Genomic DNA, 21775 nt, shown 5'->3' on the forward strand with positions numbered 1-21775 from the left:
TGGCCCGAAATTACCTCAGAACGGCGCATTAACGCCGATCTGAGGTGGCCACTCTTAAAAAAAAACCTACTTGAATCCCTTCTCGCGCTTAATCAAATCATACGCAGCTTGAATCTCTTGGGCTTTTTGCTTCGCCATCTCCATCATTTCAGGTGGCAGACCTTTTGCCACCAACTTATCTGGATGATGCTCACCCATTAACTTGCGATAAGCACGCTTGATGGTCACGCTGTCGTCGGTACTATTAACGCCGAGCACTTTGCAGGCATCCTCCAATGTCGGGCCATTCGACGCTTGCTGATAGCCCCCCTGAGAATATCCACCCTGCTGGCCCTGCCAACCGCCGTGACCACCAAATTGACGGCCGCCTTCAATCATGCTCAAGAACTGATCAAACTGGCCGCGCGAAATCCCTAACTCTTCAGCAATGACATACAACACTTGCCGCTCGTTAGGATGCAAAGATCCATCAGCAAATGCGGCCTGTAATTGAATTTCCAGAAACATCCGAATTAAATCGAAACGCCCAAAACAGACACCACGTAATTCCTGCAATCTTTCACGCAACGGGAAATCACTTTCTTTCCCTTCGCGAAACGCTTGCTGTGCGGCAGTTCGAGCTTCACCGTGCAATTGCATTCGATCCATCAACTGGCTGGCGAGTTGAATATCAACTTCCGTAACCCGCCCTTTGGCCTTGGTTAAATGCCCCATGACCTGAAAAGTGGCGCGGAAAAAAATTAATTGTCGTGTTTGTTGATCGGCAAAATAGCCGCGGCGCTTCGTGCTTCGCACCCTGTCTACCATATGGCCGACAAGCAACCCCAGTACCACACCCCAGAAACCAGCACCAGACATTAAGCCCAATACCAGACCGAGCAGTTTTCCCCAATACCGCATATACTCCTCAATTCATCATGCCGTCAGTCAAAATTTGCATTATCATACTCGGCATTCAGCTCAGCGCCTAACAACGAGACGTGCAAACGGCCGGATTTAACGCTAGCGCAACTGTGATGAGTAATATAGTCTCAGACCGTTTGCCGGCATGATGCCCCCCGATGACGGAACACCAAAACCGCGTATGAAAAAAAGATTCCCAACACTGCTGGCCACATTGATATGGACGGCACTATATAGCCAGCAATCGCTGGCCGGCCTCGCTGAGCAATGTATGCTTGGTGTACCCACCTATGATCAGCCATTGGTCAGCGGTGATCCGAATCAGCTACCGGTCCGTATTAATGCGGATAAAACCGAAGCCAATTATCCCGATAATGCCTTGTTCACCGGCAATGTCATTGTCCAGCAAGGCAATAGCACCCTGACCGCGAATCAGGTTGAACTGACGCAGGTACAAAAACCCGGTGAAGCTATCCCAGTTCGTACTGTCACGGCCACTGGCGACGTTAATTATGACGATCCGCAAATCAAGCTGAAAGGCCCGAAAGGCTGGTCAAACTTGAATACCAAAGACACTGATATGGATAAAGGCAAATATCAGATGGTCGGCCGTCAAGGGCGTGGTGATGCGGATTTAATGAAGTTACGAGGTCAGAACCGTTACACCATTTTAGAAAATGGGACGTTTACCTCCTGTCTACCAGGTGATAATAGCTGGAGTGTCGTGGGCTCTGAGGTTATTCATGACCGCGAAGAAGAAGTAGCAGAAATCTGGAATGCCCGCTTTAAGATTGGCAAAGTACCGGTGTTCTACAGTCCTTATATGCAATTACCGGTTGGTGATAAACGCCGCTCAGGCTTCCTGATCCCTAATGCTAAATATACCAGTAATAACGGCATCGAATTTATGCTGCCATACTACTGGAATATTGCGCCCAACTTCGATGCTACAATTACGCCTCACTACATGGAACGGCGTGGGTTACAGTGGCAAAACGAGTTCCGCTACTTGCTGGCTCCGGGCAGCGGCACCATGGCATTAGACTGGCTACCGAGTGATCGCTTATACCACGGCACCGATGGTACAGATAAAGATGCCACCCGCTGGTTGTACTACTGGGGCCATTCCGGTGTGATGGATAAAGTCTGGCGTTTCAACGTCAACTATACCCGTGTTAGTGACCCAGATTACTTTACTGATTTAACGTCGCAATACGGATCGACCACTGACGGCTATGCAACCCAAATATTCAGCGTTGGCTATGCTGATCAAAACTGGGATGCCACCTTGGCCTCTAAACAGTTCCAAGTCTTTACTGACGCCGGTAATAATAATGCTTACCGGGCCCAACCTCAGTTGGATATGAACTACTATAAAAATGATATTGGCCTGTTTGATCTGCATGTTTACGGTCAAGCCGCCAAATTCACCAGCGTCAATCCAGAAAACCCAGAAGCCAGCCGCTTCCATATTGAACCGGCGATTAACCTACCACTGTCCAACGGTTGGGGTAGCCTGAATACCGAAGCCAAATTACTGGCAACCCATTATCAGCAGGATATCCCGACAGGCTTTGCCAATAATTACAAAAACCAGAATGGGCAGGACGCGACGGTTCCTGACCTGAAAGACTCGATTAACCGGGTGATGCCGCAATTTAAAATTGATGGCAAAGTGGTATTTGATCGGCCAATGGATTGGAGTGAAGGCTTCACCCAGACACTCGAACCACGGATGCAGTATCTCTATGTTCCATACCGCAATCAGGATGATATCTATATTTACGACACCACGCTGATGCAGTCAGACTACTCGGGACTGTTCCGTGACCGTACCTATAGTGGCTTGGACCGTATAGCGTCTGCGAATCAGGTATCTACCGGTTTAACTTCACGCATATATGATGATGCACTGGTTGAACGTTTTAATGCTTCTGTGGGTCAAATCTATTACTTCAGCCGTTCGCGTACCGGTAATAGCGAAACAATTGATAACAGTGATGATACTGGTAGCCTTGTTTGGGCTGGTGATACATTCTGGCGTATCAGTGATCAAGTGGGTCTAAAAGGTGGCGTGCAGTATGATACCCGTCTGGGGAGTTTGACCCTGGGTAACGCGGTAATGGAGTATAGAAAAGACTCAGAGCGTATGATTCAATTGAATTACCGCTATGCCAGCCCAGAATATATTCAGGCAGCAGTACCGAATGTAAAAAGTCCTGGTTATCAGCAAGGCATTTCTCAGATTGGTGCTACCGCCAGTTGGCCGATTGCGGATCGTTGGGCACTAGTCGGTGCTTATTACTACGATACCAAAGCCAATCAGCCCGCTAGCCAGTTAGTTGGTTTACAATACAACACGTGTTGCTGGGCTATAAACGTGGGCTATGAACGTAAAATTACTGGCTGGAATTCACAAACAGAAGCCAGTAAGTATGATAACAAGATTGGTTTTAACATTGAATTACGTGGTCTGAGCAGCGACCACAACCTGGGTACTGCACAAATGCTGCGCTCAGGCATTCTGCCTTATCAAAGTGCATTCTGATACTGTGTAACACACTGAATACAGTGAATTTTAACCCGCTAAAGCGGATTACATAAATGGAAAAGGTATGAAGAACTGGAGAACGCTTATTCTCGGATTGGTTGTCTGTGCCAATACCGCGTTCGCAGCACCACAAGAAGTTGATAAAGTTGCCGCAGTGGTTGATAACGGCGTCGTTTTGCAAAGTGACGTTGACGGTCTGTTACAATCCGTGAAACTGAATGCACAGCAGTCTGGGCAACAAGTTCCTGATGATGCGACGTTACGTCATCAGATTCTTGAGCGTCTGATCATGGATAATATCCAGTTACAGATGGCGAAGAAGATGGGCATTACTATCAGTGATGAAGCATTGGATAAAGCCATTGCTGATATCGCTGCGCAAAACCGCATGACTCCCGCTCAGATGCGTAGTCGTCTGGCTGCTGATGGCCTGAATTATGACACTTACCGCGAGCAGATCCGTAAAGAGATGCTGACTTCTGAAGTGCGTAACAACGAAGTACGCCGCCGAATAACTATCCTGCCACAGGAAGTTGAGTCACTGGCCAAACAAGTTGGGAACCAGACCAGCGGTGATGCTGAACTGAACCTCAGCCACATTCTTATCCCATTGCCAGAAAATCCCTCTCAGCAACAAGTTGATCAGGCTGAAGAGCTGGCTAACAAATTAGTCTCCGACATTAAAGGCGGCGCTGATTTTGGTAAATTGGCTATCGCCAACTCGGCGGACTCTCAGGCGCTGAAAGGCGGCCAGATGGGTTGGGGCAAATTACAGGAACTGCCTTCTTTGTTTGCTGAAAGATTACAAACTGCGAACAAAGGTGATGTTGTCGGGCCAATCCGTTCTGGTGTCGGTTTCCACATCCTGAAAGTAAATGATATCCGTGGTGCGGATAAGACCGTTTCCGTGACTGAAGTTCACGCCCGCCACATCTTGCTGAAACCTTCACCGGTAATGACCGACGATCAGGCTCGTGCCAAGTTAGCGGCAGCGGCGGCAGATATTAAGAGTGGTAAATCTAGCTTCGCCACTATTGCCAAAGAGATCTCTCAGGATCCTGGTTCTGCAATGCAAGGCGGTGATTTAGGTTGGGCATCACCAGATATTTATGACCCGGCGTTCCGTGATGCGCTGATGAAACTGCAAAAAGGTGAGATCAGTGCACCGGTTCACTCTTCTTTCGGCTGGCACTTAATTCAGGTTGTCGATACACGTCAGGTAGACAAGACTGATGCAGCACAGAAAGACAAGGCATACCGTATGCTCTTTAGCCGTAAATTTGCTGAAGAAGCTCAAACTTGGATGCAAGAGCAGCGTGCTGCTGCTTATGTAAAAATTCTTGATGGTAGTAATGCACAACCATAATAATCGTATTGTTATTACCCCCGGTGAGCCAGCCGGGGTCGGGCCCGATTTAGTCGTCGCCCTGGCTCAACAGGATTGGCCTGTTGAGTTAGTGGTGTGTGCCGATCCGGCCTTGCTACTTGCTCGGGCCCGTCAGCTTAATCTGCCTTTGCAGTTGCGTGAATATCAAGCCAGCAAGCCTGCGTTAGCGCAACAAGCGGGGTCACTGACTATCTTGCCGGTAAAAACGGCCACAGAAGTGATCCCCGGCAAACTCAACATCCAAAACAGCCACTATGTTGTGGAAACATTGGCCAAGGCTTGTGATGGCGCGATAAGCGGGGAATTTTCTGCATTGGTCACCGGCCCGGTACAAAAAAGTATTATCAATGATGCTGGCATCCCTTTTATCGGACACACCGAGTTTTTTGCAGATCGCAGCCTCTGCCCACGGGTAGTGATGATGCTGGCAACTGAAGAGTTACGTGTGGCATTGGCGACAACCCACTTACCTCTGCTGGCCGTACCTGGCGCAATCACTCAAGCTAGCCTGCATGAAGTGATCACCATTCTTGATAGTGACCTGAAAACCAAATTTGGCATTAGCCAACCACAGATTTACGTGTGTGGACTGAATCCTCACGCAGGTGAAGGTGGCCATATGGGCCATGAAGAGATCGATACCATTATTCCTGCACTAGATGCACTGCGTCAGCAAGGTATAAATCTTATCGGCCCTCTACCAGCAGACACCCTATTTCAGCCTAAATATCTACAACATGCAGATGCGGTTCTGGCGATGTATCATGATCAAGGATTGCCAGTGCTGAAGTATCAAGGGTTTGGCCGAGCAGTAAATATCACTCTCGGTTTGCCTTTTATCCGCACTTCTGTGGATCACGGTACCGCTTTAGAACTCGCCGCAACCGGTTCTGCCGATGTTGGCAGTTTCATTACGGCATTAAACTTAGCCATTAAAATGATAAATAACAGCAATGAATAATAGAGTCCACCAAGGGCATTTTGCCCGCAAACGCTTTGGACAAAACTTTTTAAACGATCAGTTTGTCATCGACAGTATTGTTTCTGCAATTCACCCCGTTCCTGGCGAAGCCGTAGTTGAAATAGGTCCCGGTTTAGGGGCATTGACTGAACCTGTTGCTGCGCGTATGGATCATATGACGGTGATCGAGCTTGATCGCGATCTAGCGGCTCGTTTAGCCAGCCATCCGCAACTGAAAGACAAGCTAACCATCCATCAACAAGATGCGATGAAAGTTAATTTTTCTGAGTTAGCAGAGCTTGCAGGGCAGCCATTACGTGTGTTTGGTAACTTGCCATACAACATTTCCACCCCGCTGATGTTCCATCTTTTCAGCTATACTGATGCTATTCGTGACATGCATTTCATGTTGCAAAAAGAAGTGGTTAATCGTCTGGTCGCAGGACCTAATAGTAAAGCGTATGGCCGACTGACGGTGATGGCGCAATACTATTGCAATGTTATCCCGGTGCTAGAAGTACCGCCAACGGCGTTTACCCCCGCGCCAAAAGTTGATTCGGCCGTGGTGCGCTTGATTCCGCATGTCAACATGCCGAATCCGGTTGGTGACGTTCGTATGCTTAGCCGCATTACCACGCAAGCATTTAATCAGCGCAGAAAAACCGTGCGTAACAGCTTAGGTGATCTATTCACTCCAGAGCAGTTAATCGAATTAGGTATTGACCCGATATTACGGGCAGAGAATATTTCGGTAGCGCAATACTGTAAGCTGGCTAACTGGCTTTCAGCTCAATCGACACCGCAAGAATAAGCAGGAGCACATTATGATTGAACAGCCCCGCGTTTGTGTACAGGTGCAGAGTATCTATGTGGAAACCCAGTCGATACCTGATGAAGAACGTTTCGTCTTCGCCTATACCGTGACGATACGCAATTTGGGTCGTTCAAATGTGCAACTGATTGGTCGTTATTGGTTAATCACTAATAGTAATGGCCGGCAGACTGAAGTTCAGGGTGAAGGGGTCATCGGCGAACAGCCGTTGATCCAGCCAGGTAATGAGTTTCAATACACCAGCGGTGCTGTACTGGAAACCCCGCTGGGTACCATGGAAGGGCATTATGAGATGGTTGATCACCTTGGTCAGCCCTTCCGTACTGCAATTCCGGTGTTCCGCTTAGCGATCCCAGCACTGATCCATTAACTCTGACCTTTCAACTATGTCTACTTATCTTATTGGCGATGTTCATGGCTGCCTCGATGAGCTGCTTGCGCTATTAGCACAGGTGAGCTTTGATCCGCAGCAGGATACTTTGTGGTTAACCGGTGATTTAGTTGCCCGTGGCCCAGCATCACTGGATGTTTTACGTTATGTCCGCTCATTAGGGCCTGCTGTTCGTATGGTTCTGGGTAACCATGACCTGCATTTACTGGCCGTTTATGCCGGTATCAGCCGTAATAAACCCAAAGATCGTATTACTCCACTGCTTGAGGCGCCGGATGCTGATGAGCTGATTAATTGGCTGCGTCGCCAACCGGTCTTACAAGTTGATGATGAATTAAAATTGATCATGGCTCATGCCGGGATAACACCTCAATGGGATATTGAAACCGCCCAAATGTGTGCACGTGAAGTGGAGGCGGTATTAAGTAGTGATAGCTATCCACTCTTCCTCGATGCCATGTACGGCGATATGCCGAATAACTGGTCACCAGAGCTATCCGGGCTAGCACGCTTGCGTTTTAGTACTAATGCACTGACTCGCATGCGTTTTTGTTTCCCGAACGGGCAGTTGGATATGATCTGTAAAGATACGCCAGAAAATGCCCCCGCTCCACTCAAGCCTTGGTTCGAGTTGCCAAGATTGGTCTCCCCTGACTATTCAATTATTTTTGGTCACTGGGCATCGCTGGAAGGGAAAGGTGTTCCTGAAGGTATTTATGGCTTGGATACCGGCTGTTGCTGGGGCGGCGATTTAACGCTGCTGCGCTGGGAAGATAAACGCTATTTCACACAGCATGCATTCAAAGTGGAAGCAGAAGTAAGTAACACTGATGAAATAGCAGCGGCAAAAGATCCCTTTAGTTATCTGTAATATACTGATAATTAGATGTTAAAAAATAAAGGCGCATAATATGCGCCTTTATTTTTGGTGACGTTCTTGTTTGAGGCAGACAGGTCTTATTTGGATGGTAGCAATAATCAGCGGCGCTCAAGGATCTCAAAACAATAGCTGTGCGAGTTCGCTTCATCTGCGTCATGAAACTCACTGAATGTGCTTTCCCACTCATCCGGCTCATAGTCAGGGAAATGAGTGTCCCCCCCTACTTCCGCATCGATATGGGTAAGATACATACGATTCGCGCGAGCTAAGAATTGCTTATAGACCCGTCCGCCCCCCATAACCATAACTTCTTCTACGTCGCCTGCGAAAGAGAGAGCTTCTTCAATTGACGTAGCCCAGGTCACGCGCTCATCAGTACCCGGCTGGCTACTGATAACAATATTCAACCGCCCCGGCAAAGGACGACCGATTGATTCGAAGGTCTTACGACCCATAATTACCGGTTTATTTAACGTGTTACGTTTGAACCACGCTAAATCAGCCGGTAGGTGCCATGGCATGGCGTTTTCCATACCAATAACGCGATCCGCCGCCAACGCAGCGATCAGGCTGATAATCATTTTTAAACCCTGTAGGCTACAAGAGCCAGTACCGAAAAATTGCTCACACTATACGTAAAGCCTAATCAAGCGTCGATAGCGATAAGCAGGCTAATCACACATATAAGATTGCTCTTAGCCTGATACAAGAACAGAGCAGAAAAAAAGTCTTATACACCAGGACGTTTGCGATATAACCATAATCCTGGCAAAGATAAACCAATCGACAACGCTCCAACAATAAATGACGCTTTCAAGAAATTGGTCACCATCGTGGACATTAACGCTTCGCTATAACCCAAGTGAGAAATCTCAACGACCGATATCATTGCGGTATAGGCGGAAATACCCGGAAACATAGGAATAACAGCCGCGACAGTGAAAACTTTTGGATGTGCCAGCAACCAGCGTGACCAGTTAATCCCGATGACGCCAATCATAATTGAAGCCAATAATGAAGCCAGCTCGATATTCATACCAAAATGGATCATTAACATACGCGAACCGTGCCCGACCGCTCCCAGTAATGCGCAGTAACGCAATGCCCGCACCGGCACATTAAATACCATAGCAAAACCCAGTGCCGGGATAGCCGCCAACACCATGTCTTGTAATAATGCCCAGAGTAAATTCATTACCACCCCCGCAATCCCCATAACGCCATCGCGAATATCACCCCAATACAGGTTGATAACGTTAATAAACTTGCCATCGCCCAACGGGCCAAACCGGTATTAACGTGGCCCTTAAACATATCGGCTACCGCATTAATCAACGGGAACCCAGGCACGAGTAGCAGTACGCTGGCCGCCATCGCCACGCTGGATGCTTCCTGGAAAAACGGTAAACGCATCAACAAACCGGATGCGGATGTGGCAACAAAAGCAGTGATGCAGAAATTAATCAGCGGATTCATATGATTAATCGTCAGACTCTGGCGAACAAACATCGCCAACCCACTGGCTAAAAAGCTAATGGAAAACGCATCCCAACCACCACCGTTTAATTTACTGAAACAGCCACAAGAGAGCGCCACCATCACAACGACCAGCCAGCGCGGATAACGCAGAGGTTTGATATGCTCGAAGCGTTTTTCCACATCTTTTGCATCCAATAAGCGATGCTCCGCCATAATCACAATATGCTGCACTTCAGTGACTACCTGCATATTGATGCCACGATCGGTATTTTTACGGGTAGATGTCAGGCAGTTACCTTCGCTGATAGTGGTCAACACGATTGCGTTAGCCGAGATAGAACTCTCAACGCTGTCCATCCCCAGAGCCATACCAAGCCGTGCAGATAGCTGCTCAACTAGCATACTTTCTGCCCCATGCTGCAACAGCATTAGGGCGCATTTGATGCACAATCGCGTAATCTCTCGCTGCTGTTGATGCGAAACATCACTGTTTATTACATTTTCCAGGCTCATATTCGTGCATCGCTATCCGTCAAAAAGTAAAAGACATCTGTTGCAATCCCATCACTACTGATAACCAAACCACCACAGATAACAAATAAGAATAATGCAGAGGGAGCCAAGTGGCGTTATGATCGCCAGACAGCACCACTATCACTCGGTAATCCTTATGCTTGAAACCTCTATATTTGTTGCCACCCTTGCTACCTTGGGCATGCTCTCCCCTGGGCCAGATTTCTTTCTGGTAATCAAAAATGCTGCCCGCTATCGCCGCCCCGCAGCCATGATGACAGCCCTTGGTGTAATTTTGGGTGTTGCGACACATATGTCTTATTGCGTGGCTGGCCTGGCAGTTGTTATCACTACCACACCATGGCTATTCAACCTGCTGAAATATGCCGGAGCCTGTTATTTGATCTGGATTGGTATCCAGGCACTGCTATCACGAGGAGATAGTAAGCTTAGTATCGATAACACTGCACAATATCCCGTCACGCTGAAAGCCGCATTCTTGCAGGGATATCTTTGCAATTTATTGAATCCCAAAGCGACTCTTTTCTTTCTCGCCGTTTTCACACAAATATTACAGATAGACTCCGGCGTGGGTGAGAAACTGTGGTACGCCTCAATCATCTGGCTACTGGCCGTTATCTGGTGGCCCCTACTGGTAATTCTGATTCAAAGTGCGCCCGTACGCCGCGGTTTGGCGAAAGTGCAAAAAGTTGTCGATAAATTACTGGGCGGCCTGTTGATCGGCCTGGGTATCAAAGTTGCATTAAGCTAGCTGCGCCGATTGTTAACGCCTGGCTATAAGCTACTATCCACAACCCGCACGAACATTGATCTTCACCAATATTGTTTATGAACAATACTATCGTTTATGAATAATACTTCTGCGCATAAAAAATACTGTTTATGCGGGTAAAAAGCGCGATTTTATAAATAGTAAGCATAAAAAAGGGCGATGTTTCCATCGCCCCCTTTCTTAGCGCCCAAATTAAGCTTTCATATTCTTAATCTTGGCATGCATTTCTTGTACTGAAATCACTTGCTCGGTAGGGTCCGCATTCAAAGCCATCGCGGTTGCGAAGCCACCATTCAAGGTAGTGTCGTAATGCACTTTATATTGCAAAGCACTACGGCGGATCAGTTTAGAATCTTCAATCGCCTGACGCCCTGCCGTTGTATTCACAATATAAGTATATTCGCCATTCTTGATACGGTCCTGAATGTGTGGACGGCCTTCATGTACCTTGTTGACTAAGCGTGGATTTATCCCTGCCTCGCCTAGAACCACCGCAGTACCGTGGGTTGCATCCAATTCAAAACCCTGTTTGAGCAACTTGGCAGCCAAGTCAACCACCCGGTGTTTATCTCCCTCACGAACCGATAACAGTGCGCGGCCACTCTTTTTCATACCAGATTGACTGCCCAACATGGCTTTAGAGAAAGCTTCAGCGAAGGTCCGGCCGACCCCCATCACTTCACCGGTAGAACGCATTTCTGGTCCTAAAATCGGATCCACACCTGGGAACTTGTTAAACGGCAATACCACTTCTTTTACCGAGTAATAAGGCGGGATAATTTCTTCCAGAATACCCTGCTCTGTCAATGACTGCCCCACCATCACGCGTGCGGCGATTTTTGCCAGTGGCATACCGGTGGCTTTAGACACAAATGGTACGGTACGGGCTGCTCGAGGGTTAACTTCAATCAGATAAACTTCGTTATTCTTTACGGCAAACTGCACATTCATTAAACCGCGCACGCAGAGTTCAAACGCCAGTTTTTCAACTTGTTGGCGCATCACATCCTGAATTTCTTTACTCAGGGTGTAAGCGGGCAATGAACAGGCTGAGTCACCGGAGTGCACCCCTGCTTGCTCAATGTGCTCCATAATGCCACCGATCAACACGCGCTCACCGTCGCAAATGGCATCAACATCCACTTCAACAGCGTCATCGAGGAAACGATCCAACAGCACGGGTGCATCGTTGGAGACACTCACTGCATTTTGGAAGTAGCGGCGCAAGTCAACTTCGTCATAAACGATTTCCATCGCGCGACCACCCAAGACATACGATGGGCGGACCACTAGCGGATAACCCAGACCCGTGGCTTTCTCTACGGCTTGTTCGATAGTAGCAACCGTCGCGTTCGCGGGCTGTTTCAAGCCCAGACGATTTACCGCCTGTTGGAAACGCTCACGGTCTTCTGCACGGTCGATAGCATCCGGGCTGGTACCGATAACAGGAACACCGGCAGCTTCCAGTTCACGTGCTAATTTCAATGGAGTCTGACCACCGTACTGCACGATAACGCCTTGCGGCTTCTCAATACGCACGATTTCCAACACATCTTCCAGGGTGACAGATTCGAAATAGAGGCGATCAGAGGTATCGTAGTCGGTCGAAACCGTTTCAGGGTTACAGTTCACCATGATGGTCTCGTAACCGTCTTCACGCAGCGCCAGTGACGCATGTACACAACAGTAGTCGAATTCAATACCCTGGCCGATACGGTTCGGGCCGCCGCCCAGTACCATCACTTTCGGACGATCACTGGTTGGGTTGGATTCACACTCTTCCTCGTAGGTTGAGTACATGTAGGCGGTATCGGTAGAGAATTCAGCCGCACAGGTATCTACACGCTTGTAAACCGGATGCAAACCCTGCTTGTAACGCAGCTTACGCACTTCACTTTCCGCCGCGCCGACCAATTTTGCCAAACGGGCATCGGCAAAGCCTTTGCGCTTCAACTGGCGCATAAAATCAGCATTCAGGCCATTGATACCGCACTCTGCCACGCTCTCTTCCAGACGAACCAACTCTTCAATCTGCACCAGGAACCAGCGGTCAACGTTAGTCAGATTGAAAACGCCATCAACCGACATGCCTGCACGGAAAGCATCGGCGATATACCAGATACGATCAGATCCGGCCTCTTTCAATTCGCGGCGAATTTTTGTCAGTGCTTCTGGGTCATCCAAACTCACTTTCGGGTCAAAACCGGTCGCGCCCACTTCCAGACCGCGCAAGGCTTTTTGCAGCGATTCCTGCAAGGTGCGGCCAATTGCCATCACTTCGCCAACCGATTTCATCTGTGTGGTCAGACGGTCATTCGCACCGGCAAATTTTTCGAAGTTAAAACGTGGGATTTTGGTCACAACATAGTCGATAGATGGCTCAAAGGAGGCCGGCGTGCGACCACCAGTGATATCATTCATCAACTCATCCAGCGTGTAACCTACTGCCAGCTTGGCGGCAATTTTAGCAATCGGGAAGCCGGTTGCTTTAGAGGCCAGAGCGGAGGAACGGGACACTCGCGGGTTCATTTCAATAACGATTAAACGGCCATTTTTCGGGTTAACCGAGAATTGCACGTTGGAGCCACCGGTTTCTACGCCGATTTCACGCAGCACTGCCATCGAGGCATTACGCATGATTTGGTATTCTTTATCAGTCAGCGTCTGAGCTGGCGCAACAGTGATAGAGTCACCGGTGTGGATGCCCATCGCATCGAAGTTCTCGATGGAGCAGACGATGATGCAGTTGTCGTTTTTGTCACGCACAACTTCCATCTCATACTCTTTCCAACCAATCAGCGACTCATCGATCAACAGCTCTTTGGTTGGCGATAAATCCAGCCCACGTTCACAAATCTCTTCAAACTCTTCACGGTTATACGCGATACCGCCGCCGGTGCCGCCCATAGTAAAGGAAGGGCGGATAATACAAGGGAAGCCCACATCAGCCGCTACGGCCAGTGCTTCTTCCATATTGTGCGCGATACCAGAACGTGCAGTGTCCAAACCAATTTTCTTCATCGCGATATCAAAGCGACGGCGGTCTTCTGCTTTATCGATAGCATCGGCAGTGGCACCAATCATGGTGACACCAAACTCAGCCAGAACGCCCTTGCGTTCCAGCTCCAGCGCACAGTTCAGTGCGGTTTGGCCACCCATAGTGGGCAAAACGGCATCTGGACGCTCTTTTTCAATAATTTTGCGTACCACTTCCCAGTGGATTGGCTCGATATAAGTGGCGTCGGCCATTTCCGGGTCAGTCATGATGGTTGCCGGATTGGAGTTCACCAGAATGACACGGTAACCTTCTTCACGCAGTGCCTTACAAGCCTGAGCCCCTGAGTAGTCAAACTCACAGGCCTGGCCGATAACGATTGGGCCAGCGCCCAGAATCAGGATGCTTTTTATATCTGTACGTTTTGGCATGGTTTGAGGCTCCTGATTATTTATTGGTATGGCTACTGTTACGGCTTGCAGTTGTTGCGCGGTAAGCTTCAATCAGTTCGATAAAGTGATCAAACAATGGCGCTGCATCATGCGGACCTGGGCTGGCCTCTGGGTGCCCCTGGAAGCTAAATGCGGCTTTATCAGTGCGGTGAATCCCTTGCAGAGAACCATCGAATAAAGAAACATGTGTCGTTCGCAGGTTGGATGGCAATGTGGTTTCATCTACCGCAAAACCGTGGTTCTGTGCGGTGATCATCACGCAATCGGCATCTAAATCTTTCACCGGATGGTTGCCACCGTGGTGACCAAACTTCATTTTTACCGTTTTTGCACCACTGGCCAGCGCCAGTAATTGGTGGCCTAAACAGATGCCGAACACCGGAATGTCGGTTTCCAGAAAACGCTTAATGGCCGCGATAGCATAATCACATGGCTCTGGGTCACCTGGGCCGTTGGATAAGAAAATGCCATCTGGGTTCAGCTTCAGCACCTCTTCTGCCGGTGTCTGTGCCGGAACTACCGTCAGGCGACAGCCTCTATCCACCAGCATGCGCAGAATATTGCGCTTCACGCCGTAGTCGTATGCCACCACATGGAATGGCAAATCTTCTGGTGGCGTTGCCGCAGGTAAGTCACCTTCCAGAGTCCAGCTACCTTGCAACCAGTCATAACGCTCTTTCGTGCTCACTTCTTTTGCCAGATCCATCCCCTTCAGGCCCGGGAATGCTTTCGCCTTTTCTAGTGCTAAAGTGGCATCAGACAAGTCACCCACAATAATGCAGCCGTTTTGTGCCCCTTTCTCACGCAGCAAACGTGTCAGCTTACGCGTATCGATATCAGCAATCGCAACAATGTTGTGGCGCTTGAGATACTCAGCTAAGCCTTCTTCATTACGGTAGTTGCTGGCAATCAAAGGCAGGTCGCGAATAACAAGACCTTGGGCGTGTACTGCGGAGGATTCTTCGTCGGAAGCATTAGTGCCGACATTGCCGATATGAGGATAAGTAAGAGTAACGATCTGGCGGGAGTAGGAAGGATCAGTGAGGATTTCTTGATAACCGGTCATCGACGTATTGAAGACCACTTCCCCCACTGCCGTACCCTCTGCCCCGATGGCCCGACCGTGAAATTGGGTTCCGTCTTCGAGAACCAATAGCGCTGACTTAATCAAAACATCCTCCAAGGAATAAACAGTCACATTATTTGCATATTAATTCATATCTAGCGATCTAAATCAATGCAAAAACCGCCCTCAAAGCTAATTTTTGGCAAATTGGGCGCATTTTAATGATGAGTGACGCTTTTGTCTAGCCAAAGTGCCATTTTTTCTCTGTTTTTTACCGTCCTCATTAAAATGAGTGGATTATAGCGGTAAAAACACATGCTAACTTAACATAGTAAACGGTTGCGAGGTGTAGTGACTGAGAAATATCGTTCCAGAGCAGTAAAAATCAGAACCAATGACCAAGGAAGGGATTAAAAGATAAAAAAATAGACAAAAACATAGATAAATAAAGGTTATATCAATAATTATTGATGAAATAATTATTTATTAAAACAAATAAAAAAGGACAATAAAATATTGCCCTGTTATCAAACGATTATGATAAAAACAACCACATCACTGGCTGTGCTTTACACCTTTAAAGTTCATTCAAATTCAATACATCACGCATATCAAACAAGCCATTATCCCGCATTGACACCCAAATAGCCGATTTAACCGCACCATTGGCAAAAGTCATACGGCTGGTCGCTTTGTGTGTGATCTCAACGCGCTCGCCAATATCAGCAAACATAGCCGTATGCTCTCCAACAATATCGCCAGCACGCACGGTTGCGAAACCGATAGTGCCGGGTTTGCGTTCGCCGGTATGACCTTCACGGCTATAAACCGCGCAATCTTTCAGTGAACGCCCTAGTGAGTCAGCAATTGCCTCCCCCATCGCCAGCGCAGTACCTGAAGGTGCGTCAACTTTATGCCGATGATGTGCCTCGATTATTTCGATATCGGTATAGTCGCCCATCACTTTCGCTGCCTTTTCTAGCAGCTTTAGCACCACATTAACCCCAACACTGAAATTGGCAGCGAACACAATAGCAATGTCCGTTGCCGCAGCCCTGATGGCTTCTTTACCTGCATCATCAAAGCCAGTAGTGCCAATTATCATCGCCTTACTATATTGACGACAAATGGCTAAATGCTCCAGCGTGCCTTCAGGCCGGGTAAAATCGATCAACACATCAAAATGATCAACTACGTCAGATAAATCATCACTTACTGTGATGTTTAACAACCCCGCTCCGGCCAGTTCGCCGGCATCGCTCCCCACTAATGTGGATCCGACACGTTCAACAGCAGCCCCCAGCACCACACCTTCAGTGTGAGTAATTGCCTGGATAAGTTGTCGGCCCATACGGCCACCCGCGCCGACAACAGCGATACGAATTGTTGAATCAGTCATACTTCCTCTCATATTGTGTCATCTACCCTGACCAAGGTTCAGATTAGCCGCCCGCTATGGACTCTGCCAGCCTATTTAATCTGTATTAGAAAAAAATGATATACGCATGCTTTTATCAGTGAAACCACTTAATTCCTTACATACCCGTCATACTTCAAGCTGCATGTGCGTTGACTGCGTTCGTTACTCGGCCCACCCTTGGGCCTCGCCTCGTTAAGGCCGCCGCAAGCCGCCTTCCTGCAACTCGAATTATTTAGGGTAAAATACTCGGAAACACTTCATCTGACATAGTGCGGTTATTTCGCATATTCATGCAGTTATGGTGAAATACACCCATAAAAAAGCAGCCACTGAGGGCTGCTTTTTAACGCTGAAGCACGATATCAATCAGTCGATCTGTTTTACATCGACACGTAATTCTTTAGGTACTTCGAAGACGATACTCTCTTCACGGCCACTAAGTTCGATAGACCCACCAGCACCGAGAGCTTGCAAGCGCGCAATAACTTGCTGTACCAGAATATCGGGAGCAGATGCGCCAGCGGTAACACCGATACACGCAGCCCCCTGTAACCATAACTCTTGTATATCGGCCGCTGAATCAATGAGATAAGCAGGCTTACCCATCCGCTGTGCCAACTCAGCCAACCGATTAGAGTTAGAGGAGTTTTTCGAGCCAACCACTAAGACCACATCGGCATCATTAGCCAGATTGCGCACCGCCTCTTGCCGGTTGGTCGTGGCATAGCAGATATCATCTTTGCGTGGACCGACAATCTTCGGGAAACGCTGGTGTAAGGCATCGATAATTGCAGAGGTATCATCAACCGACAAGGTCGTCTGTGTCATAAAACACAGATTGTTCTCATCTTTAACCTGCAAAGCCCATACATCATCAGGTGATTCAACCAGATACATCCCCCCTTTCGGGTTGCTGTATTGCCCCATGGTACCCTCCACTTCCGGGTGACCGGCGTGGCCTATCAAGATGGCTTCTTTACCCTTGCGACTAGCACGTGCGACTTCCATATGAACTTTGGTCACCAATGGGCAGGTTGCGTCAAACAGCATAGTAAGCTTGCGCTCACGAGCTTCTGCTCGCACAGCCTGCGACACGCCATGGGCCGAGAAAATCAGAATAGAGCCATCTGGCACTTCTGAAATCTCCTCGATAAAGATAGCACCACGTTCACGCAAGCTATCAACCACATAACGGTTGTGTACCACTTCATGGCGCACATAAATTGGCGCGCCATACATTTCGATCGCGCGTTCAACAATACTGATAGCCCGATCAACTCCGGCACAAAAGCCGCGTGGATTAGCCAGCAATATCTGCATGCATTGCCTCCTGTTGCGGGTCAATCTCCAACACTTCAATTTCAAAGCTAATGGAATGCCCTGCCAACGGGTGATTAAAATCAACAGTAATAGACTCTTCCGCCACTTCCCGCACCACACCTGGCATTTCACTGCCATCACGGGAGGTAAATAGCATAATAGTACCGGCATCTGGCACGCCAGTTTGAGCAAAGTCACGCTGGGTGAAGTACTGAATCAAATCAGGGCTTTCCAAACCAAACGCATCTTCAGGTTGTAAAGTGAAAGCATGCTTATCACCTACTTTCAAACCAATTAACTGCTGCTCAAGTGCATCAGAAAGGCTGTCATCACCTAAACGAAACAGCGCAGGTTTACCGTGAATATGTGTTGATTCCGCCGTTGAACCATCTTCCAGTTTCAGAATGAAGTGCACCAATACGGCGCTTTTGTCTTGTATAACATGGTCTTGTACAAAATGGTCTTGTACTTGATTAGCTGGTACACGCTCGGACATCTCATTCACCTTTATTCATGGCCGTTTTTTCAGCAGGGCTTAAAAAACCCTCAAAGATAACCAACGCAGCACCGATACAGATAGCGGTATCGGCGATGTTAAAGGTTGGGAAATGCCAGTTATTGACGTGGAAATCGATAAAATCGATCACCGCACCATGCACCATGCGATCAAATAAGTTACCTAATGCCCCACCAATAATCAGAGCATAAGCACAATTGAGCAGGCGTTGTTTGGCAGTAGAGCGATACATCAGCACCATTAATACCACTGAAATACCGATAGCTATGCCCGCAAAGAACCAACGCTGCCAGCCACTTTTATCGGCAAGGAAGCTAAAGGCTGCGCCAAAATTCTGTGCGTAGGTCAGGTTAAAAAACGGGATCACCGGCACTGACTCATACAGGGCAAAGTGGGTCATGACCCACTGTTTGCTGCTGAGATCCAAAATAACCACCAATACCGCCAGCCATAACCAGCGCAATCCGGTCGAACAAATAGGTTTACTCATTAGGCGAACTTACGCTCTTCACCGTCTCCGGCAACGTTAGTGACACAGCGGCCGCACAATTCAGCATGTTCCGCTACCAAACCGACATCTTGAGTGTAATGCCAGCAACGCGGGCACTTCTCACCATCAGCCTTATTAAAGGTGATTTTCAGCCCGGCAATCAACTCACTTTGCAGCGCATCATCACCCGCATCAGCATAAGGGGCAACTTTCGCAGCTGAGGTCAACAGCACAAAACGCAATTCATCTTGCAAACTGTTCAATCGCGCAGCCAGTTCAGGTTCGGCGAACAAAGTAACTGCCGCCTCCAATGAACCACCGATACGCTTATCACTACGGGCCTGCTCTAACACCTTGTTGACTTCGCCACGGACTTTTAACAGCTCGGCCCAGAAAGTATCGTTCATACTTTCATCACCCGCCAACCCGAACAGACCGTCATACCACTCTTCGGTGAAGACATACTGTGGACGACTGCCTGGCAGTTGGTTCCAGATCTCATCTGCGGTAAAGGACATAATAGGTGCCATCCAGCGCACCAATGCTTCTGCGATATGGAACAACGCAGTCTGGCAACTGCGGCGGGCAACACTGTCGCCTTTCGCGGTGTACTGGCGGTCTTTAATGATATCCAAATAGAAGGATCCCATTTCAACCGAGCAGAACTGCATCAAGCGCTGCACCACCAAGTGGAAATCGTAACTTTCGTACGCTGCCATGATCTCAGCTTGAGCTGCCTGGGCACGGCCGACTGCCCAGCGGTCCACTACTACCATATCTTCCGGTTTCACCTGATGCAGCGCAGGATCAAACCCATTTAGATTCGCCAGCAAGAAGCGCGCAGTGTTACGGATACGGCGATAAGAGTCAGCAGAGCGTTTGAGGATTTCGTCAGAAACCGCGATCTCACCGGTGTAATCGGTTGATGCCACCCACAGACGCAGAATGTCACCACCCAGTTTGTTCATCACATCTTGCGGGCTGATCGTGTTACCGATGGATTTGGACATTTTGCGCCCTTGCCCATCAACGGTAAAACCATGGGTCAGCACTTGGCGATAAGGCGCTTTGCCTTTCATCGCGGTTGCTATCATCAGTGAAGACATAAACCAGCCACGGTGTTGATCAGAACCCTCCAGGTACATATCCGGGCTATGACCACCAAATTCAGGACGCACGTCAACCACCGACGAATGAGTTGAACCGGAGTCAAACCATACGTCCAAGGTGTCTGGCACTTTGGTGTAATCGGCGGCATCAGCACCGAGGATTTCCGCAGGATCCAGATCCCACCATGCCTGAATACCGTCTTGCTCAACGCGTTTGGCGACTTCTTCCATCAGCTCAGTGCTACGTGGATGTAGTGCTTCAGTCTCTTTGTGCACAAACAGGGACATCGGCACGCCCCAAGTACGCTGACGCGAGATACACCAATCAGGGCGGTTTGCCACCATGGTTTCGATACGCGCCTGACCCCAATCGGGGATCCATTGCACGCCTTTAATCTCTTCCAGCGACTGCTTACGCAGGCCTTTCTGATCCATGCTGATAAACCATTGTGGTGTAGCACGGAAGATAATAGGTGTTTTATGACGCCAGCAGCACGGGTAGCTGTGAACCAGTTTTTCAACTTTCAGCAGTGCGCCTTTTTCACGTAGCAGCTCAACAATCACATCGTTGGCTTTAAACACGAACATGCCGTCCAGAGTAGGATACGTCCCCGCCAAATAACAGCCATTCGGACCAACCGGGTTGGCAACTTCTAAACCGTATTTCTGACCGATAACAAAGTCATCCGGGCCGTGACCAGGTGCTGTGTGAACTGCACCAGTACCGGCATCCAGTGTAACGTGATCACCTAAAATTGCCGGCACATCAAAGCCCATAAACGGATGATTGAAACGCAGCAGTTCCAAATCAGAGCCTTTGCAGCTCCCCAATACCGCCCATTCAGCAATCCCTGCGCGCTTCATGACGCTTTCAACCAGCTCTTCTGCCAGAATCAGGCATTCGCCATTGACCTGGACAAGTTGGTAAATGTATTCAGCATTCAGTGAAATCGCACGGTTAGCGGGCAAGGTCCACGGAGTTGTCGTCCAGATAACCAGTGAAATCGGGCCGTTAATCGCCGAAACATTAAATTTGGCAGCAACAACCGCTACATCAACGGCATTAAAGCGCACATCAATAGAAGGTGAGGTTTTATCGTAATATTCAACTTCTGCTTCAGCCAGTGACGAGCCGCAATCGGTACACCAATGCACTGGCTTCGCGCCTTTGTGCAGGTGGCCGTTATCAATTATTTTGCTTAATGCACGAATGATATTGGCTTCAGTTTTGAAATCCATCGTCAGATAAGGATGGTCCCAATCGCCCAATACTCCCAAGCGGATGAAGTCTTTCTTCTGGCCTTCAACCTGCTCAGCCGCATATTTACGGCAGGCAGCACGGAACTCTGCGGCACTGACTTTCTCGCCCGGCTTACCAATTAACTGTTCAACTTTTAACTCGATCGGCAAACCATGGCAGTCCCACCCTGGAATATAAGGGGAGTCGTAACCCGCCATTCCTTTCGATTTAACAATAATGTCTTTGAGAATTTTGTTAACAGAGTGACCAATGTGAATGTTGCCGTTCGCATAAGGAGGGCCGTCGTGCAAAATAAAGGTTTTTTTACCTTTCTTGGCCGTACGAATAATCCCGTACAGATCCTGCTCATACCAACGTTTCAGCATGTCAGGTTCACGCTTAGCCAGATCGCCGCGCATCGGGAACCCTGTTTCAGGCAAGTTCAGGGTATTCTTGTAGTCACTCATTAGATTCTC

General features: G+C 48.6%; 18 protein-coding genes. 7 read left to right on the forward strand and 11 right to left on the reverse strand.

From position 1 onward, the window contains the following. Positions 1–66 precede the first annotated feature (66 nt). On the reverse strand, positions 67–900 hold the full coding sequence (gene djlA, locus V1953_RS17790) for a co-chaperone DjlA (protein WP_442851177.1): 834 nt from the start codon (positions 898–900) through the stop codon (positions 67–69). A gap of 184 nt (positions 901–1084) precedes the next feature. On the opposite strand from djlA, the gene lptD reads away from it, so the two are divergent. The 6 genes from lptD (at position 1085) to apaH (ending at position 7896) form a co-directional block, all read left to right on the forward strand. After that, a complete protein-coding gene (lptD, locus tag V1953_RS17795) occupies positions 1085–3451 on the forward strand; it encodes an LPS assembly protein LptD (protein WP_442821266.1) in 2367 nt (788 codons plus the stop codon). 67 nt (positions 3452–3518) lie between these two features. Then, a complete protein-coding gene (gene surA, locus V1953_RS17800) occupies positions 3519–4820 on the forward strand; it encodes a peptidylprolyl isomerase SurA (protein WP_083160586.1) in 1302 nt (433 codons plus the stop codon). Then, the gene (pdxA, locus tag V1953_RS17805; RefSeq protein WP_442851178.1) at positions 4807–5802 is read left to right on the forward strand and encodes a 4-hydroxythreonine-4-phosphate dehydrogenase PdxA; all 996 of its coding nucleotides are present in this window, start codon (positions 4807–4809) and stop codon (positions 5800–5802) included. Before surA ends, pdxA begins: the two co-directional genes overlap by 14 nt. Further along, positions 5795–6613, forward strand: a complete 819-nt coding sequence (gene rsmA, locus V1953_RS17810; protein WP_083160590.1) for a 16S rRNA (adenine(1518)-N(6)/adenine(1519)-N(6))-dimethyltransferase RsmA — start codon at positions 5795–5797, stop codon at positions 6611–6613. Before pdxA ends, rsmA begins: the two co-directional genes overlap by 8 nt. Positions 6614–6626: 13 nt before the next feature. After that, a complete protein-coding gene (gene apaG / locus V1953_RS17815; protein ID WP_083160592.1) occupies positions 6627–7004 on the forward strand; it encodes a Co2+/Mg2+ efflux protein ApaG in 378 nt (125 codons plus the stop codon). A 16-nt stretch (positions 7005–7020) separates the two neighbouring features. After that, complete coding sequence (apaH, locus tag V1953_RS17820; RefSeq protein ID WP_083160594.1) at positions 7021–7896, forward strand: bis(5'-nucleosyl)-tetraphosphatase (symmetrical) ApaH; 876 nt, start codon at positions 7021–7023, stop codon at positions 7894–7896. A gap of 107 nt (positions 7897–8003) precedes the next feature. Here apaH and folA read toward each other — a convergent pair whose 3' ends face one another. From folA to V1953_RS17835, 3 genes are all read right to left on the reverse strand, one after another. Further along, entirely contained in the window at positions 8004–8486 is a 483-nt protein-coding gene (folA, locus tag V1953_RS17825) for a type 3 dihydrofolate reductase (RefSeq protein WP_083160596.1), read from the reverse strand. A 149-nt stretch (positions 8487–8635) separates the two neighbouring features. Then, positions 8636–9100, reverse strand: coding sequence for a threonine/serine exporter (locus tag V1953_RS17830; protein ID WP_193784728.1), 465 nt, complete (start codon positions 9098–9100; stop codon positions 8636–8638). Continuing rightward, positions 9100–9897, reverse strand: coding sequence for a threonine/serine ThrE exporter family protein (locus tag V1953_RS17835; protein WP_083160598.1), 798 nt, complete (start codon positions 9895–9897; stop codon positions 9100–9102). Before V1953_RS17835 ends, V1953_RS17830 begins: the two co-directional genes overlap by 1 nt. Before the next feature lie 157 nt (positions 9898–10054). Between V1953_RS17835 and V1953_RS17840 the strand changes: the two genes are divergently transcribed. Continuing rightward, positions 10055–10669, forward strand: coding sequence for a LysE family transporter (locus tag V1953_RS17840; RefSeq protein ID WP_083160600.1), 615 nt, complete (start codon positions 10055–10057; stop codon positions 10667–10669). A 213-nt stretch (positions 10670–10882) separates the two neighbouring features. Here V1953_RS17840 and carB read toward each other — a convergent pair whose 3' ends face one another. The 7 genes from carB to ileS form a co-directional block, all read right to left on the reverse strand. Further along, positions 10883–14116 carry a carbamoyl-phosphate synthase large subunit gene (gene carB, locus V1953_RS17845; RefSeq protein WP_372568657.1) on the reverse strand — a complete coding sequence of 1078 codons (3234 nt, stop codon included), beginning with the start codon at positions 14114–14116 and terminating at the stop codon, positions 10883–10885. A 16-nt stretch (positions 14117–14132) separates the two neighbouring features. Continuing rightward, a complete protein-coding gene (gene carA, locus V1953_RS17850) occupies positions 14133–15308 on the reverse strand; it encodes a glutamine-hydrolyzing carbamoyl-phosphate synthase small subunit (RefSeq protein WP_083160602.1) in 1176 nt (391 codons plus the stop codon). A 472-nt stretch (positions 15309–15780) separates the two neighbouring features. After that, positions 15781–16602, reverse strand: coding sequence for a 4-hydroxy-tetrahydrodipicolinate reductase (dapB, locus tag V1953_RS17855; protein WP_442851179.1), 822 nt, complete (start codon positions 16600–16602; stop codon positions 15781–15783). A gap of 387 nt (positions 16603–16989) precedes the next feature. Further along, positions 16990–17943 carry a 4-hydroxy-3-methylbut-2-enyl diphosphate reductase gene (ispH, locus tag V1953_RS17860; protein WP_372557977.1) on the reverse strand — a complete coding sequence of 318 codons (954 nt, stop codon included), beginning with the start codon at positions 17941–17943 and terminating at the stop codon, positions 16990–16992. Beyond that, the gene (gene fkpB, locus V1953_RS17865) at positions 17924–18439 is read right to left on the reverse strand and encodes an FKBP-type peptidyl-prolyl cis-trans isomerase (RefSeq protein ID WP_193784729.1); all 516 of its coding nucleotides are present in this window, start codon (positions 18437–18439) and stop codon (positions 17924–17926) included. The genes ispH and fkpB overlap by 20 nt, the downstream gene beginning before the upstream one ends. A gap of 1 nt (position 18440) precedes the next feature. Further along, entirely contained in the window at positions 18441–18950 is a 510-nt protein-coding gene (lspA, locus tag V1953_RS17870; RefSeq protein ID WP_083160608.1) for a signal peptidase II, read from the reverse strand. After that, positions 18950–21766 (reverse strand): isoleucine--tRNA ligase, encoded by a 2817-nt coding sequence (ileS, locus tag V1953_RS17875; RefSeq protein ID WP_442851180.1) that lies wholly within the window; start codon positions 21764–21766, stop codon positions 18950–18952. The genes lspA and ileS overlap by 1 nt, the downstream gene beginning before the upstream one ends. Positions 21767–21775: the final 9 nt, after the last annotated feature.

The sequence above is a fragment of the Yersinia sp. 2541 StPb PI genome (assembly GCF_052217145.1).
Lineage (GTDB): Bacteria > Pseudomonadota > Gammaproteobacteria > Enterobacterales > Enterobacteriaceae > Yersinia > Yersinia enterocolitica_E.